Source organism: Pseudobutyrivibrio sp. (assembly GCF_015057185.1).
Taxonomy (GTDB): Bacteria; Bacillota; Clostridia; order Lachnospirales; family Lachnospiraceae; genus Pseudobutyrivibrio.
Genome location: NZ_SVEV01000014.1, coordinates 1 through 24904 on the forward strand (window position 1 = coordinate 1; position 24904 = coordinate 24904).

Sequence of the window (24904 nt, forward strand, 5' to 3'; positions counted from 1 at the left end):
TATCTTTTGATCAAATCCGCCCCATGGAAGGGGCGGAATTTGAGCTTACGCAATGAAGGCAAGCGGGCGAACGCCGAAGGCAGCCGAAGCACCGCTGTAGCGCGAGTTGCCGCTGCGGTCCACGTGGCACGCGGGAGCAGAGGACGCGACATTCTTGGTCCAAGTATGTCTAGCGTATTGAGTGTTAGCAATATCACCAAGGAAGTCCTGATAACTCATGCCCGCCTTAAAGATTGCAAGCTGTTCTTTTTGAACTCCTGCATCATAACCACTAGACTCAAATCCATCTCCTCCAGTAAGATTCTGAATAGAAGGGAGCGTGCATTTCTTTATTGCTGAATTATCGCTTGAATCATACCATGTCCAACTACTTGAAGCTCCTGCCCATGCGCTGTAGCCTTTGCATGAAGCGGATGTGTTAATTGCGTTTGTTTCCAAATTGTAGAAGCTCAATACCTTAATTCCATGATCTACGAAATCAGCCTTGAGCCAGTTAGTGTATACCTTAGGCAATACTGTGTTTCTGATGTAAGAGCTATGATAAGCTCCTGTAGTATCATTTGCACCTACACCCGTTCTGCTTCCTGATGTAGCTTGCCATGGTGCGCAGCCTTGTACTGTGTTAATAGTTGTGTCTCCGGTCCATAATTGGCCTGCCCACAGAAGTTCAGATACTCCTATTAACTGTTGTGGCATTATTGCTAAGTGATGTGTGCTTTCAGCGTAATCTGTTTGGCCAAACCCGCTAGTTCTATTGCCATACCAGTAATCCAAATCAACTATCCACCACTTAGTGCCTGTAGTCTTTCCAATAATATAGTTTCCAGGATTTACGTCTGAGAAATCACCTGCTGCGATTTTTGTTCTTAGTTCTGAGTCTGCTGCATAAATCTCGTCAGAGATATTTTTAATCACAATAAGTCCATTTTTTTCTGCTGCTGTCTTTCCTAAGATAGCTTTTTTGTACACCAATCTGAGGATTGCCTTAATTGTGCCATCCTCAATATCGCTAATATCTGTGTCTCCTAAATCAGTCTCTATGGTGTCAATTCTATCCAATACATCCTCGAACATCTCGATTGTTGGTGTTGCGGCTGGGTTTGTTGAAATGACTACAGAGCTTGAATTTGAAACCTTAACATCAAATGTGTAACTATAGCCCGTTGGTGTCTCGCCGCTAACATATGCTGGCATCCAGTCAGGATGTTCATCCGCAATACTTACAGCGTATAAAATTTGATTTCCATCTCCATCTTCAGCAATGAGGCCTATCGCATTGATATAATATGCCTCTTGTACACTTGTGTTATCCACTCTAGTAAACACCTTAACTGTTTTACTATCTGTGATGGATGTTCCAGACACTAAGGTTGTTTGTTCCACATCTTCCAATGATTCAAGCGTTGCCAAATCACCAATTGTATATGTGTGTGATGATGTCTGAAGGTTAGTGAAAGTAGCTGTCGTTTCATTAGCTATCAGTCTGGTCATCAAATCTTGACCAGCGTTTGTAATTACTAAGTCTTGCATTGTTATCCTCCTTAAGCTGTTGTTATTTGAATATGCTTGCTTCTTGTAACACCGCCTGCATATTTAATTTCTGCTTCTAATTCATAATTAGATGTATCAATAGTTCTTAAATGAATGTGTTTTCCTTTGACCATTCCAGCACCATACTTAACTTGGCCATCGAGGTTCCTTGCTACCTCTACCTCATCCATTACTGATCTTGCTGCTTTTACCTTCTTTATTACATTCGTAAATACGGTATTTGCATCTTCAGTTAGGACATCATAGATAATAGGTTTGAAGTGATATGGTTCTCCGCTGTATTCGTACCAAGGCTTAAACTCTGCCTTCGTAAATACGATATCAAGAAGCTGGCCAATTGCTTTTTGTGTGCCAGCATATCGTTGCATAGCCAATGATGTTTGCAATAATTTAAGCTTCATATCATCGTCGTATTCTGAGCGATAATATGGAGCTTTTATACATAGAGCTATGTAATCGTAATACTTAGGGTCTACATTTTCTAAATCTGACCAAACCGTAAGTTGATTGGCCAAAGCGTGAAACTTTTTCATCTGCTTATCCAACGCATACCCGAAACATTCAGATTCAATATCCTGAATATTAGGAGGTAATGATAAAAAAGTACTTCCTAAATCATCAAAGTTGTACATTCTATACCTCCTACTCTTTATCGTATCCGCCAAATGTCAGTGAGATATTTGAGCAGATAGCTACTTCATCCTCTTCTACTGCTATGTACTCTGGAGTTGTAATAACAATTCTCGAACCGCCCGCAGCGTTTACATAGGATCTCAAAATATCAGGATTAATTGCGCGGCCAATCTTACTCTTTGTGTACTCAGCAAATTCATCTGCTGAATCCTCGATGGCTTCTTTTATACCATCAGCTATTTCTTTCTTATCTTCTGGCAAATAGTATGTAGCCTCTATTTGGTAATCAACAGCTGTTGGGGCTTTCATTTCCACCTTGTCTGTATCAGGTGTCTTTTGTAGTTCCATAATGAAGTTATACACGTCTTCAAGATAAGCTGTTGTTGGTAGCGTTCCGTTCTGTAATAAGATATATATCTGAACTACAGCCTCATCGCTCGTGATTATCTTTGCGTCAACAATATTGCTGCTATACGCCTTTGCAAATTCCTCATATGCACCTATAGGTCCAGCTGATGAGTATATGTCTGAGAAATTGAATATCAACTCTCTAAGTTCTTGGTCGGTATATTCATCGTGGCCACCTGCGCTCTCAGTTGTATTTTCAACACTAGCAACTAAGTTTACTGGGTCAGTAATAATATTTAATTGACCTTCGATATATCCGTTGCCTTTGGTTCCCTCTTCGGTGCAGGTTGCGGCTGTATCTCCATACAGAGAGCCTGCTGGGATTACCAAATCTTCATCTGTTGCAAAATAAATATGGTCTCCACATGTTGCTCTTGTTCCTGCAGGTACTGTTATATCCACCTGCTGCACTGCTGCAAGAGTAAACCTAAGTGTTACAGTAGCAGCTTCTAGGCCACTTTCTGTGTATCCAAAATTAGCAGCCCAATTCTTAAGGAATGAACCATACATGTACTGAATAAAGTTCAGCTTATGTCGTTCATTCATTATGGCTGCTAATTGATATATCTTGCCCGCTGTTGTAGCAATCATTAACCTTCTTGAGTCGGCTGGATATAAGGTTAATTCCTCGCCCGTGAGTTCCTTATACCTTGCCTCGTAGTCGGCTATCATTTCATTTGTTATCGACTCTATTGTTATTCCCTCATCATCCAAAAGATTGATTTCAGGCAAATTATCTAGTGCACTAATATTAGACATTTCCAATCACCACCTTTGCGTTATTATCGTCTGTAAACTTAACCTCAGATACTTTCACTCTGTCTTCCCATATTCCACACTGGGTGATAACCTCGGTGGCGTATTGGTTCTTTGCTACGTCAGAATCCGTTTCCGGCGGATATTTTTTTATTCCCATAGACCTCATGTAAGGAGCTGTGCCGTAAGGGGTGCTCGCGATGGTACTGATGCTATTTTCTATAGCATCAATTTCTGTCTCTGTCATTGTTCTTTTTCTATCTTCTGAATACTCTAATGTCACTGGCTACCTCCTTACTTTGGTATTGTTAGTACTTGCCCAGGATATATGAGATTTGGATTCTTAATTATGCTTTTATTGGCGTTATATATCTTGGTGTACTGACTACCTTTTCCATAATACTTCTTTGCAATATTCCATAAGCAGTCGCCTTTAACAACGGTGTAAGTATCACTGGTTGTTGCCTTTGGAGTTTGCGTCTCTCCTATAGTGGTTGCTGGTGGTATTGTATCTATTGCTGCCACCTGATTAGCATACTCTTTTAGAGTTACCTGGAATCCAATTGCAATTGGTCTTCCATCGGTATGAAGAATCTTGTATGTCTCTGTTAAATTTGTTATCACAAACGGATTGTCACCTACTTGTTTGCCACCCAAAACAAAGTTCTCGGCTGTGCCTCCCGATTTCTGCTGATAGAGCTGGCCTTCTACCTCGAGTGGTTTAACTCCAAAGTTTGCATTTGCTTCTATGGACATGGTTAATTCATCTAATCCATCTGCATTAAATTCCAAATACGACTTCTCGCCGTTTCTCTCATGCTCTGCAAATGAAGCTGTAGAGCTCCTTGATAAATCATGGAATGAGAGTATCTGATTCCTATTTGAAACAGATTTACAATAAAAATTGATATCCCCTAAGCTTCCTACATTTGACATCTAATCACCCCTGCGTAAGTGTTTTATAAACAAGTTCATCCACAATCATCTTTTTGGCCGTAAATTCCATTTCTTTAGATGTTGGTGTGTACTTCATCATTGTTCCATCACTAAACTCTTTTACAAATATCTCTGGTCCCGTTTCTGAAGGTGCGTTCCCGTCCAAAAAGATTTTTCCAAGAATTACGCCTTTTCCTATTTGACCATTAATCTCTTCAAATAACGCTGCTACTGTATCACCAGCGCTTGGCATCTCGTAAAACATCGATAAAAATGGCACTGAATTAATCACCGCATTTTCCTTATCAGGCAATGTGACATTCGCTGTACCTGAGGCATAATTGATGGATGATATCTTTGCATAAAATAAAGTTGCCATGATACCTCCTAAAAATCTGTAACAGTAATATGAGCTGTAATTGAAACGGTATATTTGCCGCTTGATTTAGAATGCGTCACGGAATCTATGAAATACTTTCCATCAAGCTTTCCAAATCCTTTTAGATTAAAGCAATCCGCAGCCATATACTTAGCGCTTCCCATCATCTTCAAGGTGACGGTTTGACTGTTTCGAATATTCTCTCTAAGAGCTGCTTTTGCCTTCTTTTCAGCGTCACTGTACGACTCTGCTTTTGTGGTCAAAAACAGTTGTCGATTACCTTCTTTGCCAGGTATCGTATACTCATAGGTTAAGGTGTCTCCCTTTTTGCCATTGGTATATTGCACCTTTACGCTGTCATATACTGTTGTTATTTGCCTATTGATTTTGTATGAACCGCTTCCGCCAAATATTGAATGATCTATATCATATCTAGCTTCCTTTTGCTCATACACTGTCTGGTCATACACGACTATCTTTTGGTTATATAGCTTTATAGCTAGTCCATAGTCGCTGCAAAGTGAATATGCAAATGCTAAGTCTGTCTTTCCTGTCTGATTTACAGAATCAACACTTATATCCTCTGCATCAAAAACAAGCGATATCCCTGCGCTTGCAGCAATATCGCTCATGATAGTTTTAACTGTGGTTTTTTCCCAGCTCTTATTCTTTTGTTTAACGTTAAAATTGCAATCGGTTGGAGTGGATATACCTGATAGGGCCAGCTTTTCAGGAAAACCATCATAGCTTAATGAATCAACCATGAAGGTTCCACAAAACAGTTTTCCTGCCTTGTAATCAGCCGCCCATTCTGATAGTTGAATCCATGCTTTAAACACATCCTTATCCGATGGAAAATAACCATTCATCCACTTCTGACCTATATTGCTCAGATTAAGTGTTACAGTATCAGCTGAACCTGTGGCGTTATCTTTCCATGTGAAGGAATTGCAATCATCTGCGATAATATCTGTTGCTTCCACGCCGTTGTACTCAATTAGGAGTTTAGACTTCATTGTATCCATTATTCGCTATCCCTCCATGGAGCAATATCATCTGATGTAGACTCCTCTGAAACCTCTGGACACCACACTTTTGTACCTGCAGAAAAAATATAGATTGATAATAGTTCTCTATTCTCTTCTGCATTCAACAAAACCTCGACCTTAGTCTCATCTTTATATACAATCCATGCGATATAATCCCACATGTCGCCTTGTTTTGTCTCGTAATAATAGCCGCCCATATTGCCTCCTAGCCAAATGCTACTCTATTATCTTCTCGTTGAATTTCGGTAAGCATTTCTCTTAAATCTTCAAGTGTAAGAGATAAAGCAGATGATATATCCTCTCTAGATGCATTGCCCTGAACCGTAATAACTGGATTGAAAGATACGGTAAAATTGCTACCGCCCTGTCCCGAGCTGCCACCGCTTAATCTAGCAAGGCTGTCGGTTACTCTATTTGAATTAACACCTAATAGTTGGCCTGCCTGCTGCCATAAGCTATAAGCTCTGCTTGAACCATCAAGCGGAATAACAGCTTCTGGTCCCTCTTCCGCTAACCATGAAATTTGAGTATCATTTACAATTCCTCCATTTGCATGACCTGGAATACTAACTCCTGCATCTATCAACTGCTGCATCGCATCTAATTGAGATGAGCCTGAAGAATTATTATAATAATCCAATAAGTTTTGGCGTGTTTCATTAACATCGGCGACAAGTTGTGCATTAATTGAAATGGTTGCATCAATAGCACCATTTTCCAATCCTTCTTGTATTCTCTGCCTTACTAAACTTGTAGTTTCATCTAACAGCTCCATGTTTTCAGGGGTTGTCATAGCGTTAGTTATCTCTTCTGGAATATATGCGTAAGCTCCTTCAGCCGCTGCCATTAATTGAGCATATTCATCATTATCCTGCAAGCTCAATCCTAATAATGAATATATAGCAGTTTGGTCGCCTGCAGCTGCACCTATTGAGTATATACTTTCGATTGCATCTTGATATTCTTGTGGTACATCTACTCCTAGTTCTTCCAGCTTTTTCTCCGTCTCAAGCAGTTGTTCTAGTGTTGGCTGCAATCCCTCGTACAGCTCTTCTATATCATTTGTCTTACTACCTAAAACATCCTTCGCCGCATCTTCAGCGTACAGATAAGCATTATCCAATGCGCGTGTAAAATCGCTTGGATCAACATAGCTTTGTTCCGCTATAGACTCCATGCTGCTGCTCAAACTTGCATTGACAGCGTCTATCGCACTTTGAATATCATCATCCGCGTATGCGCTCATAATGCCTTGTATTTGGGCATTAGCTGCTTTCAACTCAGCCTCGCCTACATTTTGCCTGTAACCTTCTTTTAATGAATTAATGGCTTCCTCATAGCCTTCTGCCATTGTGCCATCATCATTTGTGTAAGCTGCTGTTATTGCTGCGTAATTATCTACATAATTTTGTTCTGCAGCCTCTTTGATTGATTCAAGGTTCTCGCCTAGTTCGTCTTGCATGGCTGCAAAACTTTCAGGCGTTAGATTGCTCCAATCATATTCAACGTCAAGTAGTGATACTTGAGCGTCAAATCTACCTTGAGCTATTCTTGCTTGAACCTCAGCAATCTTAGCTTGGAGTTCTGTTATATTATCAATTTCCGATGGATCTAATACACCGTCACTGAATGCCTCATTAACCGCTTCGGCCAACTGGGTTCCAAGGCTAGCCATCTCTTCTTGATTAAGTCTATAGAACTCATCAACCTTAGATATAATATCAGCAGAGTTTTCAGTGTCTGATAGTCCGGCACTTAGGCTTACTGTTACGGCATATCTTTCCTGCTCGATATAATCGTTTGCATTCTTGACATAATCATCAATTGTTGCTTGATAGTCTTCCTCGTCCTCTTCTGTGAGTTCGATTCCAACTTTAACCATCCAATTATATTTATCTATTTCAGCAAGGGCATCCGCCATATCTTCTGCGAAACTATCTGCATCAGCAAACTCTTCTAGTGCTGTTTTCATGCCCTGAATAGCTCCAGTATTTGTGATAGCTTCAGCTACTCTTTCAATTTCATCCATTGAAAGAGCTATATCACCGAAATGCTCCGCTAGACTTGCTTCTGTTGCTTCTCGTTCAGCGTCTTCGAGAGCTCCTACTATAGCTGTTAAGCTTACAAGAGCCAAACCTCCTGCTGCAACTGCTGCATTTAATGGATCAACTAAAAGCTTTGCTAGCTTAATGCCTGTTACAGCGCCTTTGATTAACAGTACTCCTGTTGCTACGCCTTTAAGGGCTCCTATTAATGCTCCTCTGTTTTTAATAATCCATGAGCCAGTTGCTACTCCATCTTCCCAAAGCTGTTCGATTCCATCTCCCATGTCTTCAAGAAGTTCAGCAAACTCTAATTCATGAGCCTCAGCAAATGCTACAATGGAGTCAGTCGCGTTTGGAAGTTCGTCTGATAACCAGAATAGTGTCTCTTTTGCGCTATCAGAGAAAACGTCTGTTACTCTGATTTGCATATCTTCTTTAGCTGAACGTAATCTAGCTTCTGCCATTTCAAGAGTGTCTGTAGCTATTCCATACATTCTCTCTAAAGCCCCAGAACTGTTTTCTACGTCAGCTTCTAATTCATCCCATGCAACGCTTGCTTTTCCAGCATCATCTATAGTTTCTTTGACAGAATCTAGTAAATATGAGAATTGTGAATACCTACGAGTACCCGCAATCTTTGCAAGGCTCTGAGCCTTTTCTTCATCAGTCATACCTTCCATGGCTTCATTGATATTAATCAATGTCTGCTCGAAGCCTACAAAAGCCCCCTGTGAATCCCAGAGACTTACGCCTATTCTGTCTAATTCGCCAATAGCAGTTGAGTTACCTGCTATTCGAACGAATATTGAATTTAAAGCTGTACCAGCCTCTTCGGCTTTCAAACCGTTGTTAGCCAGAATATCAAGTGATGTAATTGTATCGTCGAGTGATACACCTAATACTCTTGAAGCACCACCGGCCTTAACCAAGCCTTCCATTAACTGTTCAGCTGTTGTATTCGCATTATTATTTGTGGCGATTAACTTATCCAAATATGTATCTAGATCTGTTACCTCAAGACCTAATGCATTCATTGAATCTGTCACTAAATCGCTTGTTGTTTGTAATTCTTTTTGAGTTGCTGCCGCTAAGTGAAGAATAGGATTTAACGCCTGCAAAGACTCCTCTACTTCCCATCCTGCAAGTGACATATACTCAAATGCTGATGCTGATTCTTCTGCCGTATATACGGTAGCTCTTCCAGCATCTAGAGCAGCCTCTCTCATGTCCTCATACTGTCTTGCGTTTGCGCCTGAGATTGACTGGACTGTAGCCATTTCTTGCTCAAATCCTTTATAGGTTTCTGTAGCATCTGCAATGGCTCTTGCACTGGCATAGGCTGCCGTCGTTGCGCCAGCAGCCATGCCTAGCATTATTCTATTTGCTACTTTATTTAATCCCTCTAAATCTCTTTCAGCTTGACCTAGTTTGCTTTTCCAACTAGTCGAGGTAGTCGCCCCCAACTTCACCATTAACTCATATGTAGTTTTGTTGGCCATTGCTTACCTCCTCTAATCTTTTTGTCTCTCTTGGTCTACTTCACATATGCTCTCTGCTAGTTCTAAAAGAGAATCAATAGGCATTTTCATTAAATACTCGATTGAACTGTTTAATCTCATTGAGATTTTTATCGCAAGTTTTTTCATATCTTGGGCCAGATTGTCACTGGCTCCTAGAATAAAAAATGAACTGTGATTCTTGCCGTAATCGCGTACATATCTTTCCACTTCAAACCATTGAAAAATTCAATTGGAAGATTTGTGACTCTCATCGCGATATGCTTTGTATAAGTGATATCCTTATACTTGTTTGCTGGGTGATAGTTTAATTTATTCATCACCCTGTCGATGTACTCAGCATCTAGAGTAGTTAAATCCTCTAGTCCGCTTAGGTCTACTTCCTTGATTTTCTTTCCGTCTAAATCGTATTCCTTTGATAGCTCTACGATATATGGAAGCTTGCTGTTGAGACTTGTTGACTCGCTTTCTAAAACTTCCTTAGACGCCTCTGTAGCTGTTGCATCAGCTGCCGCCTCAACACCTGCTACCTCTTCAATTTCTGTATTATTCATTACCTCTTTACTCATGTGTTTTTCCTCCTTAAGAAAAAGAGCACTGAGGATTAACCCCAGTGCTCAATGATTTTAGATGTAATCTAAAATATCCTTTGTCATGTCCTCGCCGCCGATAATAGCTTTACCATTGAACTTGTCAATTTCTGTAACCACTTCACCGTCGATTTCCTCTTTGTAGTATGTGACTTCTTTAGTGATGCTAGGCTTGCCGTAGCCAGCCTTTTTCATTACACCAAAGTCAATACTCTTTGTCATTCCTCGAACTGTTACAGTTCTATTCTTGAATGACTTTGTGTTGTCCTCTGGATTAATAAACTCCTGAGCACTTCTGAAAATCAAAGGTGTGTTGTCCTTAGCTGCTATATCAAGCGAGCTCTTTGCAATATTAGAGAATGTGATAGTGATATCCATACTCTGATACTGGCCAACCGCCGGTGAATCAACCTCACCAGCCATACCAGCAAGGTTGATTGTCTCTGACATGCTATTGAGCTTAACAAGCGTTGTCTCATCAGTAACACCAATAAGCTTGTTAGCTGCTGAAGCTGTGCCAGTATAGACGTTGTAATTATTAACTTTATCAGGAATTAAGTTCATCTATTATTCACCTCCCTCAAATGCTTCCTCAAGGATTTTTGAATCCCATGTGAAGTCATTTTCAATGTACTCCATAGGAGTCCAGTCTGCATATCTTGTATGGAACTTATAATGTCCCTCAAGGATCTCAGACAATGGATTCTCACTCTTATCGAATACAACACTAGCACCTGCTAAGTAATCAGGCACTAAAGCGTTAAGGTCTGCATTGTAATTGCTTACAATTGAATCGATAAGCTTTGTGCTTCCATCTTCTCCAACCTCTGACAGATACTCTGTCTTGAAGCGGTTTTCAAGATAATTTGACATCATAACGCTCTTAATGAAGCGGTTATTTGGCTCAGTCTTATCTGGATAAGCTGCTGTGTTATTGCCCCAGCACTTCCAACCACCTAAGTAAGCGAATGATAATACACCAAACGCATTAAGGTAATTGTTAACCTGCTTCTTTGTGAGATGAAGTTCTGTTCCTCCATCAAGAACTACTCCGTCAATAGGAACTTTCTTGTTGTCTGGAGAAGTTGGAACATCATTGTTGTTTGCTACTGTATACTGAAGCATTGCTGCTACAGCTGCTGACGCGTAAATCTCATAGCCAGCCATTAAAACCTTTGGCCAGCATAGAACTACCCAGCGTGAGAAGCATCCTAGTGTGTTCTTTGCTGTTTCTACAGCCTGCACGGTTCTTGTAGTTGTAGATTCAATATCTACTACAGCAACTGCATGTGTGAGATCACCTACAAGTTCTGCCTTAGCTTCAAGTGCTGCTGCAACCGATGGTAATCTTGAATACTTAGGAGCTAAGATAATGTCAGGAATAACCTCAAAGCGGCTATACACCTCATCTACAAGCTCAATACCTGTTCTAACGCCAGCGGCAGAAATGCCACCGATAATATCATCCGCTGTTACGCCTGCTGGGTTGAGCTTGCTATATGCAATAGTAAGAGCTGTCGCAGAAGCAAACTTTCCATCTGTAGTAATCGCGATAACTGGGTGTCCGTCAGAATCAAATGCTGCTACATAATCAGTATCAGCAACGCCTGTCTCCTCATTTACTGATACGACAAGTGTATCAAGTAATACACCCTCAGCATTAATGGTTGTTGAACCATTTGTGAGAGGGTAAGAAGTACCCGCTACAGCTGTTTTATGCGCTGCCTTTGAAGGATCAAGTACGTTAATAACTACCATTGGTGCTACGCCAATCTTCTCAAACGATGCAAGCACTGCTTGATTGATTGTGTAGTTCTCGTAGTCTGTATTGTAACCTACTGCCTCTTTTACCTCGCTCTTGTTGCTTACAAGAAAAGGTACATTAACCGCACTACTTGGATCATCTACAAGGTTGATTGGAGCTGTACCAATTACAACCTGTACTCTTGCAGCTTCTAGAGCCTCGATAGAAATATCGGAATCCCTAGTAGTGTCAATTCCATGTTTATAATCTGCCATGGTCTACCTCCTGTTTTAATATTTTTCTAAAGGTTAAATTTAATAAGGAGCCTTCTGTATGAAGTTCCTTTTTCTTTGCTACAATATCTTCCATATCTACGAATAGATGCTTTGCCAAGGGGTTTCGTTGACAAGCTTTCTCTATTACGTCTTCAGGATTATATGAAAAAATTTGGTTGTGCCTTACGACACCTTTTAATTCTGGACCTAAATACATGATTCTCATACTAATTGGTCAATCCCTTCTTGATGTGCTGCCGGAATCTTCCAGCGTGTTATGTAGTCACATTCATAATAGTTTGGATAACATTCTTGATTAAAACGTTTATGGCGTTGTTTTTGCATTTCATATCTATTATCAAGTATCCTTAAACTCCAAAAATGGAGGTCTAATTGATTCATTAAGTTGGCCAATATAAGGTTCCCTTGATGTTGTTCCTCGTAGAGCTTTATACTTAATAGAATATGAACATTGACTATCCAATTTCCGTCTTCGTCTGTATCCTCATCATCAAGCATGACTATTACATAATCTTCTTGGTCATCATCAGCAAAATCATCCTTGTAAGGTTTTTCCTGAGTGTATATGTTATAGTCCTTCCAAACTTCATCATTTAATTTTTTCAGACTTTGGTCTTGGGTTAATTTCTCAATTTCCTTGACAATAGCCTTCTGTAAATCTAGATCTGTCATGTGGTGATTCCTTTCAAAACGTTATCTATTTCGTGAACTAGACGCTTTGAGAACATGCTGTAAGCATCACGATTAAACCTTGCTAATACCTCTTCGTTTTTAATGACCTGCGGTAAAGAAGGAGCTGCTACACCTCGTATAGGTGCCTTAGAATCGTTTGTTTCTCGTTGGAACAATGCAATAACTTTTGATTTAACTGCCTTTTGAACAAATGGTCTAGGCCTTCCATCAAGTGGTGTTGGCCTATGCTTATTCATTACCTTTGCTTTTACAAACTCAGGGTCTGGATTAGCAGGGTCTGTTGATTGCACTATATAGCGCGGTGACATCGTATTTGATTTTCCAAAGTGATAAAGATTTTGGTGTGTATCCTTATAGGTCAATGTAAACGCAGGGTTGCTTGCTGATGCTTTTGTATCCTTAAGAATCTTAGAAACATCTTTTGCTCGTACGTTATAAATCTTAGCTGTTTCTTGCTTAATAGCCTTCTTACCAGTGTTCATAGAACGATTAGCAGCTCTGGCAATAACAGCACCTGACCTATTTGAAAGTGCGCCTAATCTCTTTTTTACTTCCTCTTCATTCACGTATATAGTTACGTTTATCACTTCAAATCACCTCTATACTGCGTGGATTTCAAGCACCAACCTACATACTCCCTGTGTTGTCGTAACCTGCTGAACGAAATACTTAACACCGTCCAATGTAATCATTGAGTTAGGTGTAACCTTTGCTCTCAAATCACTTTTTCTAACAAATAGCAGGGGTTGTACTTTATTAATTGCTGTCTCTTTAGGATTTAATGTAGCTTTCATCAATCCGTAGGACATCTTTCCATTTACGATCTCAGTAGTTGTAAATACAGCTACGCACTTTTTACCGTCAATGGTGTGCTCGTCTGCAAAATCATCTAAATCGAAGAATGCATTATCTAGGTCATCTTCAAAACATTCCCTAAAATTATTCATCTGATTTTTCCTCTTTTTTTGAAGCCTTGCTTGACTTCTCTGTCTTTGCTGGAACCTCAGAAATTAATCCTGCGTTCTTCATCCACTCCTCATCAATAGAGGACAGGCCGCTTACGACCTGTCCTTCTGTGTAAGTAGTGTTGCCAGCAATAATAATAGTGTTGGCTTTAAACATTTATTTTTACCTCCATTAATCCTCATAAGTATCATTCTGATACTGGATTACAGCTTCCTGGAGCTCTACAAGCTTAAGCTCTGTTGTAAGGCCACTTAAGCCGATTGACTCAGCATAAGCAATTACAGCTGCCTTAGTTGTCATTGCTTTAATTTCAGCCTCTGTCTTTAATGTTACACCGTCAGTTGGTCCTTCGTCAGTGTCTACGCTGTTATCAGCGATATCCTGAGAAGCTGCTGGTGTATCAAGGATATTAGCAACAAGCCATCCATCGATATCGATTGGATAAGGTACAGGACGCGAGAACATCTGAACTTCGATAATGTTCTCCTTCTCATCAGATACGATTCTTGGAACAATCTTTTCTGCGTAAGAGGCAAAGCTACCACCCTTGATAAATGTTACCTGTGAATACACTGTTGTACCCATGCCAGGATGTAAGAGTGCAATAGTGCCCTTTGGTAAGAATGGTGCTGTTGTACCATCTAAATCCTCAAACTCCTCATCATATGTGAACATAGTGAAGAGTACACCATTAACATTGAGTGTGCCATTACATGCAACACCATCTGGGAGTTCCTTCTGATCAATTACGCCAGTGTTAACACTGAGCTTATTGTAGTAGTTCAAGAAATCCTGATCTGTCATAAGGTCCATTGATACATCGCCTGTCATAACGATATCTGTTGCGCGGATGCCTCTCTTCTTGAGAATAGTTGACATCTTGTAGATTTCCTGAAGCTTTTCAGCTGCTGTCATTGAAGACCAAGCCTTAGTGAACTGATACTTATTCTTGAACTCATTCTCATAGAATCTAAGCACCTTCATCTGATACTTGAGACCGTTTGCAGCATCCTCAGCAGTTGCAAAGTGCTTCATTTCAATCTGACCTGTTGTGATGACATCGGCACACATAAGCTCATGTCTGCGTAAAATAGCTTTACGCATTTCATCCATATGCTCAGCTTCAATCTCATTTTCGCGGTCAGCAGGTGTTCTCTCTGAATCAGGCTTCTCTCCAAAAGCCTTCTGCTCTAGCTCTGCTGCAGTAATAGGCATCTTTGGAGCAATAAAAGGTGCCTTGATTCTCTCAGCACGATAGCCCTCGCTTTCCATCACAATACCACCAGCCATTGGAATAACAAATGGTGCAATCTTCTTGTTTCCCTTCTTTGTTTCAATAAGGGCTTCCTCTGAATAGAAAACCTTTCCATCAGGAAAATAGCGATCCTTAAAGAACTGCGAAACAGGGTACATTTTCTTGACTGCACTGATCAATACTCTTGTCTCGTTTACCATCTTTGATATCCTCCTACTTTAAATAGATTCCCTTGCAACGCAATACATCGATATGCGCTGTAGTAATTTTAGGTGAAGCAATTACCTCACTCTGTCTGAACGAACCGCTTGTATACACAGTAGCGACAATGCTTGTGTCGTCCTCTGCATAACTTGTAGGCTCTGCTACAATTGCGCTTGGTTCTCCATTTTTATCATGAATTGTGTAAACACCGTCTGCAGCATCGAGCAACTGGCCTCTTTCAATATCTCCAGCTGTTGTACCTGGAAGAGTAACCTCTACATTAGCTACATCGACAGGGTGCTTTGAATCATAGATAAGTCTGTCTTTCTTGATTTCATACGCCGTCTTATTAAGCTCTGTCATCTTAGTTTTCTCCTTTCAAACTATTTACATGTCCTGCGAGTTCATCTGACTCGTCAGTCTGCTGCTCGCCAACGTATGGCTCGCCCATTCCAACTTCGTCAACTCCTGACTCCTTAGAATCCTCTCTTGCTGCTGCCATATATGCAGTAGCTAACTTTTCACCCTCTACCATTGCCTGATATGCAAGCGTAGGGCCATCAAGTGGATTCTCACCGTACTTGGCATCATTGAGTGCTTCTGCAGTAACTGTAGCCGCAATCTTGTCAAGTGACTGAATACGGTCTCTTTCTGCTTTAGCTCCTTCTGCTTTAGCCTCTGCTTTCATAGCATCAACTTCTGCTAATGCTTCTGGATTCTCTGCCAAAAATTCCTGTAGTGTCATTTGTACTTTTCCTCCTTCTATAGATTTATCAGAATCGGCCACTACGCCGTTTTTCTGCTCTCCAATTTGCACCGGTGCAATTTCCATATTTTCAACCGGCTTGTCAAGCTGCGAAAGCATCTGTCTTAATGCTATCGCTTTATCCTCAGGGATAATTTGAACATCCGCAGCAACAATCTTTGTTGCTAATGCTTCTGGCTCAACCTTTTGATTTGGATCTCCGAAGATATACCCATCGACAAATCCATTTTCAATTGCTGTCTGTGGGCTCATGTAACTATCTTTGTCCATAAGAGCTTGTATCTCTTCTCTACTCTTACCAGTCTTTCTAACGTAAGCATTAATAATACCTGCGTTAAACTCTTTAAGAGCGTCAGCTTCCATCTCCATGTCTCTGTAGTCACCTGAAGCTTGAGACTGAGCATTATGAATCATAAAGATTCCTGTATCAGAAATAAGCGCCTCGTCTGATGCACATACGAGCAATGTTGCTGCCGACATAGCGCTAATTACATGGGCTGTAACCCTGCCCTCGTATTCTTTAATTGCTGTGTACATTTCATAGCCGTATACGCACACACCACCAGGTGAATTAATTTCAATGACTACATCATCGCCTGCTGCATCTGCTAAGCCCTCTTTAATCAAGTTTGGATAAGCTGCATCCATACCAAAATAGTTGTATATCCAACCGACATCATTTGATACGATTGGGCCTTTAATCTCAATTTTCTTCATCTGTAACCTCCTCCATAAGTGGTCTATTAGCCTGCGCTAATTTTTCGTTTTCTATCTCAAGAGTTCTTACATTATCTTCATAATCAGAACCATTCATTGCAGCGCATTCATCTTCATGTGTGGATAGGCCATGGGCTATACGTTTAATTGCAGCCTCAGCTTCTTGAGATGGATTTAATACACCTTGTGCCGGACCAGTCCAAGTCGCATTGGTGTACGCCTTTTTGATTAATGGGTCTGTGAAAAATCCTGGGGCTTTTATGCGCCCAAGGCTTACGGCTTCCGCAAACCATATTTCATACACTTGTTGACAAAAATCATCAACAAACCACTTACGGCGCATTGAAAAAGCTTTCCATGTCTCGTTTAATGCACCTTTTGAAGCACTAAAGTTATTACTGAACTTTTTCATCAATACTTCTGGTGATATCTCAAGAGCTGCACCTATCATCATCGCAAAAGCTGATACAAAAGAATCATAGTTCTGTGATGGGTGTTTAGACTCTACCGCCTCAACTTTTTCCCCTGACTTTAGGAAATTGATTGTTCCTGAACCTAATCTAATCTCATCTTCCTTATCAGGTGCCATTGTGAGAAAATCGTCGTCATCATCCACACCGCCGAAGCCATCAATATCATTGCCTGTTTCCGTGCTGACAAATAAGGCAAACATTGAATTAATGACTGCAGCCATTATCTCTGCTTCTGTGTAACGTGTCAGCTGCTTGATTGATTGAATGACAGGTGCTAAAAATGGTACTCCTCTGTATTGTTCTGCTATTTCTGCATTGAACACATGAAGAATGTTAGGGTTGCCTGTTTTCTTTCCTCTTTTTTCAATTCGTTTCCACTTTGGAGATTTCCTCGAAAATTCTCCAGGAAACTCTGAGCAGATGTGATAAGCAACTACTTTTCCATTCTTATCGATTTCAACACCATTCATAATGGTATTGCCATTCTTTTCAATCTTGTCGAACCCATCATATTCACCTGTATTATTACCAGGTGTTGAGATTCTATCGGCCGATACTAACCTAAGTCTCAATGAATAAGGCATGTAGGTTGTAGCTTCTCCATATTGGATTAGAGCAAACTCTTCACCGTTTTTTAGCCAATCGCTAAATGCTATTTGCTGTAAAGCATAAAAATTATTAAGATCGCATACGTCGCATAGAGTAGATGCTGCCCATACTGCAAACTCTTTCTTGATTTGCGACTGTAACTTAGTAGCATCTTCTCTAGACATGCCTAAAAATTCATAATCAATCTTTGGTTTAGGTTTTAAACCCATACCGATAACATTGGTCCTAGTTGAATTAATAGCTGCTGTAGCTATCGGAGCATTCATTGCTAGGTCTCTTGTTCTTTCCCTTAATAATTTCCTATTCTCTTCAATATCACTCTTTGGAGATAAACTCTCTGAGTGATACTGTTCAGCCCATGTAGCTCCTCTTGATGCGCCACCATGGCTATATCCTGAATTTACAAATCGCTCAACTGCGTCTCTTTGAGCATTTAACATCGCGGTATTAGCTCTAGTCTTAGCTAATTGGTTTTCAGCTTTTGCAAGCTCAAGACTTTTCTTTGTGTTCCTGAGCTGGAACATATCCGATAAATAACCCATGTTTCCTCCTTTAGAGTGGAACTGCTCTGGCGACTCTTCTCTTGGATGTACCACGAGTCTCATAAGCGTCTATTGCCTGCTCATACTCATGAATTTCCTCAGTGATTTCACTAAGGCTCGCACGATTCATTTGGGTTGCGCCAATCGTATAAGATTGACCACCTACTAGAATCTTATGTCTAGCCTTTTTCAAATCTTCTAGTGTAGCTACTGCATCATCATATTGAGTTTTATTTCTAATGATTACTGCCATTTTTACCTCTCAATTCCTTCAATCGACCTTCTAACAGTTCTCTGTCGCTTACTCTTTTTCATGTAATTGACACCAGCTCTTATCTTAGATTCGAGCTTATCCCATTCAGGTCTCAAGATTTCTACAACTGCATAGTTATAATTAAATAAATCAAGCGGCTCGTTTCGTGCGCCGCTCTTCTTTACCCATACCTTTTTAATCATTCCGTTGACCTTTTTGTTTATCTGATGCTCACATGTTAGGCCTTTGAAGTATTCTGAATCATACCCTCTGCCTTCTCCTACTGGAAAATGACAATATCCAGGGCCCGTTTCTTCCAGCGATAGTCTGTTCATAATATCTTCTTTGCCGGAATCGACACCGATAATATGAATTAAGGTTCTATCAACGACTACTTTCTTTCCGCCTCGTTCTTCTGTGATATCAACTACGGTCTTTTTGTATATCAAAGGTATATCAGGCTTGCCTGCATAGCCCTTAATTCCATAGCATTTTTTGCCTTTAGATTTCATGTGTTTAATCCACTTGTAGGTTTTATTCGTAAAGTGGCCACCTGTATCTATTGCGATTCCTGCTACGTTTAACTCTGTGCCATCCTCGAAATGAAGTGGCTGTGCTAAATAGGCTTCGAGCTGATTCCATGGTTCGTCAGTAATTAATTCTCCGTAGATTTCAGTTTTGTAGATTCCCCATGACTCGTAATTACGAGTCCAGCCTCTTATTTCTACTTCAAATCGATTATCTTGAACATCCACTGCCGCTGTAAGAAGTAGTACTCCTTCTGGTATTTCTGCTTCGTAGACTTCAGCTCTACTCTCTAATGAGTCTTCATCAACAGAATCCTCAACATATGCTGTTTCCTCCCACACTTCTCCGAGCACGGTGTTAATAAATACTTTCATATCCTCAGGATCATGGAAGCGTTTTAACTTATCATCAGCATCTTTGAAGTTTTCTATAATCTCTTTCCAGTCAACAAATGGACTAGCAAGCTCGTTGAGCCTAAATGATCTGGCTCTCTTTCTCTCTGGGTGTTTAGCAATCCATTTATGATTACTATCTTTCCACTGTCGCTCCGTAGATATGCATCCGCACTCACGACATACCATTGAGACCGTGTCAAACTTTATCCTTTTGAAGTCATATGGTTGAAATGCTCCACACTCAGGGCATTGGGTGCACCATTCTTCCATGCTGCCTTTGTTATATGCATCCTCAATCTTGCTTCGTCCCGCTATTGTAGGTGTAGAAGTCTTTATATGTTTTTTATTCCAATAGGATGTTGCTCTTTTTTCAGCAAGCTTTATTGGATTACCTTCTGAGCCTGCTGACTCAGGAAAGCGGTCTGTTTCATCCATCCATATTATTCTTCTAGGATCAGAAGCAAGTGAACTTGGTGAATTGGCTCCACCAATTGCTATACTTCCACCAGGGTAGCTTTTAAGTAAAATTGTATTGTTTGAATTTTTGGCCTTTGGGTCTGCAACCTTGCAAGCCAGCGATGGGATATCTGCTATCATCTGAGATAGTCTTGTCTTTGAAAACTTCTCAGCAATTTGGATAGTAGGCATTACCAACATCTGTGTAGCTGGCTCGTAATCAATAAAGTATCCTATACCACACATAATGATTGTTGTCTTACCAACCTGCGCCGAGCTCATTACACTTACATCAACAACCTCAGGGTCTGTAATTGCGTCCATGATTTCTTTCTGATACGGAATCGTATCAGTTGAATAACGTCCAGCCTCATTGGAGCCTTCAGGAAGAACCATGTAATTATCAGCCCATTGGCTTAATGTCATGCTATCTTTAGGTTTTAACGTGTTGGCCAATTTGCTCATTAACTGGAGTGTATGCCAACTTACTTCTTTATTCGCCACTATCATCAACTCCTAACGAACTAAGAGCCTCATTGGATATCTCAATGTGTTCGTCAGAATAGAAATCCGCTGGATTGTAACTAGCAAGTTCAACTAGGGCATTATCTATCTCCAGCTTCAAAATCTTTTGTATTTCTGTCCTACTTTTCCCTTCTAGCTTTTTTGCCAACTTGGAAGGGAGGGCGGTCATCTTTGATTTAAACTTTTCAAACATGTCCGTCATTACCGCTTCGACATCCTCGGCTTTATGTACTTGTCCTTTGATTAATTGTAATTTGATTTCTGTTATCTGCCTCTTGAGGTGTTCGTGCATAGCCTTTTCCTCGTCAAGGTCTAGTGATTCTCCGTCGTCATCGGTTTTCTGAGTACTCTTTCCAGCGTTTGCTAATTTGAGAGCTGTGATATACCCCTTTGCCGATTCCCAGAACAAATATCTGCCCTTCGAATCACGTTTTATGATGCCCTTTTCGGCAAGGTCTCGAATAGTCCTATCTTTCACTCCTAGCAAGGCTTCGAGCGTTTTTGAACTAACTATAATTTCCTCTAAATTTTGGGTCTCTTTTTTCATGTCGTCCACCCTGATAATCGGCAATGCCCTAAAAAATTGATTATTATCTAGACAATTATTGGGCTCGCCGACCCGCAAAGCCTTTTGTCGGGCCCGAAAGAACCTACTTTCGGCACCTTTGAGGCTTGCGTTCCTTCTATTTAATGCAAAATAAATCTTCTAGGCTGATGAGCTGCTCAAAAAGCAGTTAATAAAGCCCACAAAAAAGAGTGCTCAAGCCTCTTGATCCTGAAGCTTGAGCACTCTTTTATTTCTTACTATTCAATTGCTATACTGAACCAGCTTATTAATCACTAGAAAGTATTTTTACTCTATTAATTATCCCTGGACCATACATCCAGGACATCCGCCCATGATGCCTGGATATATGCCCGCAACATTATTGTAAAGGGAGTAAGAAATGCGCAAACAGCAAAATAAAAGCGGCGGAACTTTCCGCCGTTATCGTTTTGTCTTTATTGCTTAATATCATTATAGCACCGTTCAAGCGAACAAAACGAACACTTTTAATATATACATTTCTTTTTCTATGGCTTTGTGAATTGCTTTTGATTATCTTCTCACTTTTTATTATTCATTCTCTTTTTTGGGATTGCTTGCAAACTTTTTTCAAAAAATTTTTCAACTAATTTTTCTTAGTATTTACAAGGCTTTGGGGCGCTTCCCAAAAATCTTTCTAAAACTTTTTTGAAATTTTTGCTTGACATTGCAGACCAGTGGGCTGTATTATTGAGTCACAGCAAGGCAATCAAGCCAAGCTGATTCAAATAGAAAGCAGGTGATAGCAATTAATAAGGAACTAGAAAAGAGGGTAAAGCTTATGACAAAAGCCAACTTGGAATTTACCGAAAGAGTTTTAAAACTCATTGAAGAGTGGGAACGTGACGGACTCCCACAAGAGCAGATAATCAAATACTTAAACATCTTAGAAGGACAAAAAGAAAAGCCAACCACTAAGGGCTGACTCTTCACTACAATCTTATAGGTTCGGGGCGGCTACCTGCTCCGCCTCGAATCTAAATTCATTATAGCAGGGGATAGCGAATAATTCAATTAGTAGGAGGTATTTATTATGAGTAAATTTTTTAAGAATATCCAGAGCTTAGAGCAGTTAAAGAACAACTATAGAGATTTATTAAAGGCTAATCATCCAGACAACGGCGGAGACCTTGAAACAATGCAAGATATTAATTGTGAGTACGACGCACTTTTTACTATCTGGAAAAACAAAGAAGCTTCTACACTTACAGAGGAGCAGAAAAAGGAAACTGCAGCATCTTCAAGAAAGCATTTCTATACACAGTTTGGTTGGGCTGGTAGCCGTTACGATGGAAACCTTACACTTAAAGAAATTGCTAAGATAGTTAGAAACTATGTAAAAGAGCAGTATCCAACATGTAAATTTTCTGTAAGAACCAAATACGCTTCAATGTGTCAGGAGCTTATAGTTGATTTAAAAGAGTTTCCTTCTCAGATGTTCAAGACTGGCGAAGATCTCAAAAATGAAGGCATAGATTACAATTGTGATTCTGTTCGTCAATGTATGCGCCGCATGGAAGCCAACGACCTTTGGTCTTTAACTTGCTGGGATGATGATGATTTTGTAAAGGCATATGATAAAGCCCTCGAAGTTAATGCTGAATTCTACGGAATCATGACAGATTATTTTAAGAGCGTTGTTGATGATGTTAACACATTTGTAAACTCTTACAACTACGACGATAGCGACAGTATGACAGACTACTTTGATGTTAATTTCTACTTCTTTGGATGTGGTGTCAATGGTTGTAAATATGTACCAAAGACTGCAAGGATCAAGAACCATGAAAATAATGTGACACCTTCAGAGCCTTCCGAAAATGTTGAAGATGTAAACTATACAATCGAAAAATCAGAGCACACAAAGACAGGCGAAACAATTTACTTAGTAAAACCAGTTGAACGCATGGATCATGATACATTCAACAGCGAGCGACAGCGAATGAAGGAGAACGGAGGATATTACAGCAAGTTTACACATAGCTTCGTATTCAAAGAATATCCTAGCTTTTTAGATGCTGAGCCTGAGCAGATTGAATCCGTTGAGCCTGAAACATGTGAAGCAGCTGAAAGCACCGCCGAAGGTGCCCAGGATGAAACAGAAGTTTTAGAAATATCTGAGCCAGTGGCAGAGCCTGAGAAAGAGACGGCAGAGCATACCGCAGAGCCTGAACAGGGGCAGCAGGAAAATGTTTTAGATAGCTTTTTCAGAAGATACGGCAGCCCTTCAGAATTTGCAGAGCACACTTTGCATCTATACGCACACAGGGCCAGCGGCCTACATACTGAGGCGGACATATTACGAGAAATAAAGCGAGCTGATGACTTTATGAAAGATTTGCAGCACTACATGGAATGCCTTAAAGCGCATCAGGCGGAACTTGTAAAGCAATACAACTTTATAGCTACCAGCCCAACAAAAAACAAAATCAGGCTTGAGCGCAAGAAAAACAGCTGGACCAACAAAGTAATGTATAGCATCATTTACTTTACTGTTAACTTGAATGATTTTTCAGAGACCGAGAGCGGCCGCGAATCATTCGAGGGCAAGGAACGCAAGAAGGCGCTGGATCGCTTTGCGGAGCTTGAAGCCTCTCACCCTGATTATATCTTGGAAAAGGATATAGAAAAAGCGCGCTGGGAGCGTTGAGGATATGTTATTATTTAACTATCCTGCTGCAATTGCTCAGCTTCAAAAAATGTTTTTAGATGCTGCTGCAATTGCCAGCCTTTAAAAATGTTTTAGATACTGCTGCAATGTTTTTGCACCGGTGCAATTTTATGTTTTGCTGTCCTACCGGCTACACGGGGAGAAATGAGGAAATTATGACCATTAAAGAAATGCGCCAGCTCTTAGGACTAAGCCAGGTTAAGTTTGGCCAAAAGTATAATATCCCTGTTCGCACTGTTCAGCACTGGGAAGATGGCGACAGAAAATGTCCAGATTATGTTTTATTGCTTCTTGAAAGATGTGTTTTAGAGGATGCCGAAAATGAGCGAACAGAGAGCCGTTAATGCTCTCTGTTTTTTATGTCCTCTCAGCCCTGATGTTTATTAAATGCGAGCTTGCTTTAATTGACAATGCTTTTATTTATGTCTTTTAAAAGTATGTCACATTTAATATTTATGCAGGCTGCGCTTTACTTTTTTCCACCATCTAATTAAGTTTTCTATCGCTTTTAGTATTGGCTCAATGATTTTATCTACCAGCTCGTGCATATATTGTTTAGCTAGATATGACTCAAATCCGACTGAGTCCCTATAGTATATGTACTCCAGTGGGTCAATACTTTCCATGCGTAACTCTTCTCTAATATACTTTTCGAAGTACTCTTCTTCACTCATCTTTCACCCTCTCTAGAAACCTTGTTATCTCCATGCGCACAGCGTCAGCTGTGTTACCTGGTCCTAAGCTCTTGGCCACCTCTGACCATTCTTTATTGTCCACGTAACGAAGTCTCATGATTAGGCGCTTTCTGCTGTCCTCGATAGTGTCAATGTATACCTCTACTTCATCCAATGCTATGTCTAGCTTTTGTTTTAGATTCTCAAGTCTGAACTGTCTTTTTAAAAGCAATGTCTTTTTTTCTTGGTATTCCGGATAAGGGAAGCCCTCGATTTTAAAATGTTGTGTTCCACCCATTCCGCCGTTAACACTATCTTGCACTAGATACTTGTTGTCAAACTTCTCTAGCTCTTTTAGATTATGCTGTATACGTCTTTCGGTATCCTCATATTCTCTTTTGATGTCGTCGTATTGTTCTAGTATGCTCTTTCTCATCATTCCCCCTATCCTGCTGCAGCGCGCAGCAAAACTATTGGTTTATATGTTTTTTCAAGTCCTCTAATATTTCTTTGTAGGCTTCCACCTTTCCGTTAGCTACGCCGTTAAAGAATCCCGTCTCTCTGCCTGTTACCTCCTTCTGGGCTTCTTCTAGCTTCTTTGAATACTTCTCATACAAATCTTTCATAACTGCCCTCCTTTCTGCGGAGGCGCTAACCTCCGCGTACTTGTGGTATAAATGGTATAAA

The 24904-nt window shown here is 40.3% G+C and carries 30 protein-coding genes; 3 read left to right on the forward strand and 27 right to left on the reverse strand.

Annotated features, from left to right (window positions below; all coding sequences use genetic code 11):
• Nucleotides 1-45: 45 nt before the first annotated feature.
• The 24 genes from E7276_RS06925 to E7276_RS07040 all read right to left on the reverse strand — a co-directional run bounded on the left by E7276_RS06925 (nucleotide 46) and on the right by E7276_RS07040 (nucleotide 20833).
• Nucleotides 46-1530 carry a hypothetical protein gene (locus E7276_RS06925; RefSeq protein WP_294215519.1) on the reverse strand — a complete coding sequence of 495 codons (1485 nt, stop codon included), beginning with the start codon at nucleotides 1528-1530 and terminating at the stop codon, nucleotides 46-48.
• Between the two features lie 11 nt (nucleotides 1531-1541).
• Entirely contained in the window at nucleotides 1542-2183 is a 642-nt protein-coding gene (locus E7276_RS06930; RefSeq protein WP_294215521.1) for a phage tail protein, read from the reverse strand.
• Between the two features lie 10 nt (nucleotides 2184-2193).
• A complete protein-coding gene (locus E7276_RS06935) occupies nucleotides 2194-3351 on the reverse strand; it encodes a baseplate J/gp47 family protein (RefSeq protein WP_294215523.1) in 1158 nt (385 codons plus the stop codon).
• Entirely contained in the window at nucleotides 3344-3631 is a 288-nt protein-coding gene (locus tag E7276_RS06940) for a hypothetical protein (protein WP_294215525.1), read from the reverse strand. The genes E7276_RS06935 and E7276_RS06940 overlap by 8 nt, the downstream gene beginning before the upstream one ends.
• An 11-nt stretch (nucleotides 3632-3642) precedes the next feature.
• Nucleotides 3643-4284: a phage tail protein gene (locus tag E7276_RS06945; protein ID WP_294215528.1), complete on the reverse strand. Its 642-nt coding sequence runs from the start codon at nucleotides 4282-4284 to the stop codon at nucleotides 3643-3645.
• Nucleotides 4285-4288: 4 nt separating this feature from the next.
• Complete coding sequence (locus E7276_RS06950) at nucleotides 4289-4663, reverse strand: hypothetical protein (RefSeq protein ID WP_294215530.1); 375 nt, start codon at nucleotides 4661-4663, stop codon at nucleotides 4289-4291.
• An 8-nt stretch (nucleotides 4664-4671) separates the two neighbouring features.
• Complete coding sequence (locus E7276_RS06955; protein WP_294215533.1) at nucleotides 4672-5688, reverse strand: phage late control D family protein; 1017 nt, start codon at nucleotides 5686-5688, stop codon at nucleotides 4672-4674.
• Nucleotides 5688-5909 carry a tail protein X gene (locus E7276_RS06960; RefSeq protein ID WP_294215535.1) on the reverse strand — a complete coding sequence of 74 codons (222 nt, stop codon included), beginning with the start codon at nucleotides 5907-5909 and terminating at the stop codon, nucleotides 5688-5690. The genes E7276_RS06955 and E7276_RS06960 overlap by 1 nt, the downstream gene beginning before the upstream one ends.
• A gap of 8 nt (nucleotides 5910-5917) precedes the next feature.
• Entirely contained in the window at nucleotides 5918-9256 is a 3339-nt protein-coding gene (locus E7276_RS06965) for a phage tail tape measure protein (protein WP_294215538.1), read from the reverse strand.
• Nucleotides 9257-9429: 173 nt separating this feature from the next.
• Nucleotides 9430-9843 (reverse strand): hypothetical protein, encoded by a 414-nt coding sequence (locus E7276_RS06970; protein WP_294215541.1) that lies wholly within the window; start codon nucleotides 9841-9843, stop codon nucleotides 9430-9432.
• A gap of 57 nt (nucleotides 9844-9900) precedes the next feature.
• Complete coding sequence (locus tag E7276_RS06975; protein ID WP_294215543.1) at nucleotides 9901-10428, reverse strand: phage major tail tube protein; 528 nt, start codon at nucleotides 10426-10428, stop codon at nucleotides 9901-9903.
• A 3-nt stretch (nucleotides 10429-10431) separates the two neighbouring features.
• Nucleotides 10432-11883, reverse strand: a complete 1452-nt coding sequence (locus tag E7276_RS06980; protein ID WP_294215545.1) for a hypothetical protein — start codon at nucleotides 11881-11883, stop codon at nucleotides 10432-10434.
• Nucleotides 11870-12100, reverse strand: a complete 231-nt coding sequence (locus E7276_RS06985; protein WP_294215547.1) for a hypothetical protein — start codon at nucleotides 12098-12100, stop codon at nucleotides 11870-11872. Before E7276_RS06985 ends, E7276_RS06980 begins: the two co-directional genes overlap by 14 nt.
• Before the next feature lie 5 nt (nucleotides 12101-12105).
• Nucleotides 12106-12576 (reverse strand): hypothetical protein, encoded by a 471-nt coding sequence (locus E7276_RS06990; protein ID WP_294215549.1) that lies wholly within the window; start codon nucleotides 12574-12576, stop codon nucleotides 12106-12108.
• Complete coding sequence (locus E7276_RS06995) at nucleotides 12573-13184, reverse strand: hypothetical protein (RefSeq protein ID WP_294215552.1); 612 nt, start codon at nucleotides 13182-13184, stop codon at nucleotides 12573-12575. Before E7276_RS06995 ends, E7276_RS06990 begins: the two co-directional genes overlap by 4 nt.
• A gap of 12 nt (nucleotides 13185-13196) precedes the next feature.
• The gene (locus E7276_RS07000; protein WP_294215554.1) at nucleotides 13197-13544 is read right to left on the reverse strand and encodes a hypothetical protein; all 348 of its coding nucleotides are present in this window, start codon (nucleotides 13542-13544) and stop codon (nucleotides 13197-13199) included.
• Nucleotides 13537-13719, reverse strand: coding sequence for a hypothetical protein (locus E7276_RS07005; protein WP_294215559.1), 183 nt, complete (start codon nucleotides 13717-13719; stop codon nucleotides 13537-13539). Before E7276_RS07005 ends, E7276_RS07000 begins: the two co-directional genes overlap by 8 nt.
• 15 nt (nucleotides 13720-13734) lie before the next feature.
• Nucleotides 13735-15018, reverse strand: a complete 1284-nt coding sequence (locus E7276_RS07010; protein ID WP_294215566.1) for a major capsid protein — start codon at nucleotides 15016-15018, stop codon at nucleotides 13735-13737.
• A gap of 13 nt (nucleotides 15019-15031) precedes the next feature.
• The gene (locus tag E7276_RS07015) at nucleotides 15032-15385 is read right to left on the reverse strand and encodes a hypothetical protein (RefSeq protein WP_294215569.1); all 354 of its coding nucleotides are present in this window, start codon (nucleotides 15383-15385) and stop codon (nucleotides 15032-15034) included.
• Nucleotide 15386: 1 nt separating this feature from the next.
• Nucleotides 15387-16505, reverse strand: a complete 1119-nt coding sequence (locus E7276_RS07020) for a head maturation protease, ClpP-related (protein ID WP_294215572.1) — start codon at nucleotides 16503-16505, stop codon at nucleotides 15387-15389.
• Complete coding sequence (locus E7276_RS07025) at nucleotides 16492-18129, reverse strand: phage portal protein (protein ID WP_294215574.1); 1638 nt, start codon at nucleotides 18127-18129, stop codon at nucleotides 16492-16494. Before E7276_RS07025 ends, E7276_RS07020 begins: the two co-directional genes overlap by 14 nt.
• 10 nt (nucleotides 18130-18139) lie before the next feature.
• Nucleotides 18140-18382 carry a hypothetical protein gene (locus E7276_RS07030; protein WP_294215577.1) on the reverse strand — a complete coding sequence of 81 codons (243 nt, stop codon included), beginning with the start codon at nucleotides 18380-18382 and terminating at the stop codon, nucleotides 18140-18142.
• Between the two features lie 2 nt (nucleotides 18383-18384).
• On the reverse strand, nucleotides 18385-20265 hold the full coding sequence (locus tag E7276_RS07035; protein ID WP_294215579.1) for a phage terminase large subunit family protein: 1881 nt from the start codon (nucleotides 20263-20265) through the stop codon (nucleotides 18385-18387).
• Nucleotides 20255-20833 (reverse strand): hypothetical protein, encoded by a 579-nt coding sequence (locus E7276_RS07040; protein WP_294215581.1) that lies wholly within the window; start codon nucleotides 20831-20833, stop codon nucleotides 20255-20257. Before E7276_RS07040 ends, E7276_RS07035 begins: the two co-directional genes overlap by 11 nt.
• 820 nt (nucleotides 20834-21653) lie before the next feature.
• Between E7276_RS07040 and E7276_RS07045 the strand changes: the two genes are divergently transcribed.
• The 3 genes from E7276_RS07045 to E7276_RS07055 all read left to right on the forward strand — a co-directional run bounded on the left by E7276_RS07045 (nucleotide 21654) and on the right by E7276_RS07055 (nucleotide 23887).
• Nucleotides 21654-21797 carry a hypothetical protein gene (locus E7276_RS07045; RefSeq protein WP_294215583.1) on the forward strand — a complete coding sequence of 48 codons (144 nt, stop codon included), beginning with the start codon at nucleotides 21654-21656 and terminating at the stop codon, nucleotides 21795-21797.
• A 108-nt stretch (nucleotides 21798-21905) separates the two neighbouring features.
• Entirely contained in the window at nucleotides 21906-23522 is a 1617-nt protein-coding gene (locus E7276_RS07050) for an LPD29 domain-containing protein (RefSeq protein ID WP_294215585.1), read from the forward strand.
• Between the two features lie 176 nt (nucleotides 23523-23698).
• The gene (locus tag E7276_RS07055; RefSeq protein ID WP_294215587.1) at nucleotides 23699-23887 is read left to right on the forward strand and encodes a helix-turn-helix domain-containing protein; all 189 of its coding nucleotides are present in this window, start codon (nucleotides 23699-23701) and stop codon (nucleotides 23885-23887) included.
• Between the two features lie 102 nt (nucleotides 23888-23989).
• Here E7276_RS07055 and E7276_RS07060 read toward each other — a convergent pair whose 3' ends face one another.
• Genes E7276_RS07060 through E7276_RS07070 form a run of 3 tightly spaced genes read right to left on the reverse strand, consistent with a single transcriptional unit; the run spans nucleotide 23990 to nucleotide 24843 of the window.
• Nucleotides 23990-24217, reverse strand: a complete 228-nt coding sequence (locus E7276_RS07060) for a hypothetical protein (protein WP_294215588.1) — start codon at nucleotides 24215-24217, stop codon at nucleotides 23990-23992.
• Complete coding sequence (locus E7276_RS07065) at nucleotides 24210-24656, reverse strand: hypothetical protein (protein WP_294215591.1); 447 nt, start codon at nucleotides 24654-24656, stop codon at nucleotides 24210-24212. The genes E7276_RS07060 and E7276_RS07065 overlap by 8 nt, the downstream gene beginning before the upstream one ends.
• Before the next feature lie 31 nt (nucleotides 24657-24687).
• Nucleotides 24688-24843 carry a hypothetical protein gene (locus tag E7276_RS07070; protein ID WP_294215593.1) on the reverse strand — a complete coding sequence of 52 codons (156 nt, stop codon included), beginning with the start codon at nucleotides 24841-24843 and terminating at the stop codon, nucleotides 24688-24690.
• Between the last annotated feature and the right edge of the window lie 61 nt (nucleotides 24844-24904).

Coding starts and splice junctions, on each gene's coding strand:
- E7276_RS06945 (WP_294215528.1), bottom strand. CDS start 4,284: ATGTCAAATGTAGGAAGCTTAGGGGATATCAATTTTTATTGTAAATCT.
- E7276_RS06925 (WP_294215519.1), bottom strand. CDS start 1,530: ATGCAAGACTTAGTAATTACAAACGCTGGTCAAGATTTGATGACCAGA.
- E7276_RS07015 (WP_294215569.1), bottom strand. CDS start 15,385: ATGACAGAGCTTAATAAGACGGCGTATGAAATCAAGAAAGACAGACTT.
- E7276_RS07025 (WP_294215574.1), bottom strand. CDS start 18,129: ATGGGTTATTTATCGGATATGTTCCAGCTCAGGAACACAAAGAAAAGT.
- E7276_RS07070 (WP_294215593.1), bottom strand. CDS start 24,843: ATGAAAGATTTGTATGAGAAGTATTCAAAGAAGCTAGAAGAAGCCCAG.
- E7276_RS06955 (WP_294215533.1), bottom strand. CDS start 5,688: ATGGATACAATGAAGTCTAAACTCCTAATTGAGTACAACGGCGTGGAA.
- E7276_RS07050 (WP_294215585.1), top strand. CDS start 21,906: ATGAGTAAATTTTTTAAGAATATCCAGAGCTTAGAGCAGTTAAAGAAC.
- E7276_RS07005 (WP_294215559.1), bottom strand. CDS start 13,719: ATGTTTAAAGCCAACACTATTATTATTGCTGGCAACACTACTTACACA.
- E7276_RS07045 (WP_294215583.1), top strand. CDS start 21,654: ATGACAAAAGCCAACTTGGAATTTACCGAAAGAGTTTTAAAACTCATT.
- E7276_RS07010 (WP_294215566.1), bottom strand. CDS start 15,018: ATGGTAAACGAGACAAGAGTATTGATCAGTGCAGTCAAGAAAATGTAC.
- E7276_RS07000 (WP_294215554.1), bottom strand. CDS start 13,544: ATGAATAATTTTAGGGAATGTTTTGAAGATGACCTAGATAATGCATTC.
- E7276_RS07065 (WP_294215591.1), bottom strand. CDS start 24,656: ATGATGAGAAAGAGCATACTAGAACAATACGACGACATCAAAAGAGAA.
- E7276_RS07055 (WP_294215587.1), top strand. CDS start 23,699: ATGACCATTAAAGAAATGCGCCAGCTCTTAGGACTAAGCCAGGTTAAG.
- E7276_RS07060 (WP_294215588.1), bottom strand. CDS start 24,217: ATGAGTGAAGAAGAGTACTTCGAAAAGTATATTAGAGAAGAGTTACGC.
- E7276_RS06935 (WP_294215523.1), bottom strand. CDS start 3,351: ATGTCTAATATTAGTGCACTAGATAATTTGCCTGAAATCAATCTTTTG.
- E7276_RS06930 (WP_294215521.1), bottom strand. CDS start 2,183: ATGTACAACTTTGATGATTTAGGAAGTACTTTTTTATCATTACCTCCT.
- E7276_RS07040 (WP_294215581.1), bottom strand. CDS start 20,833: ATGAAAAAAGAGACCCAAAATTTAGAGGAAATTATAGTTAGTTCAAAA.
- E7276_RS06950 (WP_294215530.1), bottom strand. CDS start 4,663: ATGGCAACTTTATTTTATGCAAAGATATCATCCATCAATTATGCCTCA.
- E7276_RS06965 (WP_294215538.1), bottom strand. CDS start 9,256: ATGGCCAACAAAACTACATATGAGTTAATGGTGAAGTTGGGGGCGACT.
- E7276_RS06980 (WP_294215545.1), bottom strand. CDS start 11,883: ATGGCAGATTATAAACATGGAATTGACACTACTAGGGATTCCGATATT.
- E7276_RS07020 (WP_294215572.1), bottom strand. CDS start 16,505: ATGAAGAAAATTGAGATTAAAGGCCCAATCGTATCAAATGATGTCGGT.
- E7276_RS06960 (WP_294215535.1), bottom strand. CDS start 5,909: ATGGGCGGCTATTATTACGAGACAAAACAAGGCGACATGTGGGATTAT.
- E7276_RS06990 (WP_294215549.1), bottom strand. CDS start 12,576: ATGACAGATCTAGATTTACAGAAGGCTATTGTCAAGGAAATTGAGAAA.
- E7276_RS06970 (WP_294215541.1), bottom strand. CDS start 9,843: ATGAGTAAAGAGGTAATGAATAATACAGAAATTGAAGAGGTAGCAGGT.
- E7276_RS07030 (WP_294215577.1), bottom strand. CDS start 18,382: ATGGCAGTAATCATTAGAAATAAAACTCAATATGATGATGCAGTAGCT.
- E7276_RS06985 (WP_294215547.1), bottom strand. CDS start 12,100: ATGTATTTAGGTCCAGAATTAAAAGGTGTCGTAAGGCACAACCAAATT.
- E7276_RS06975 (WP_294215543.1), bottom strand. CDS start 10,428: ATGAACTTAATTCCTGATAAAGTTAATAATTACAACGTCTATACTGGC.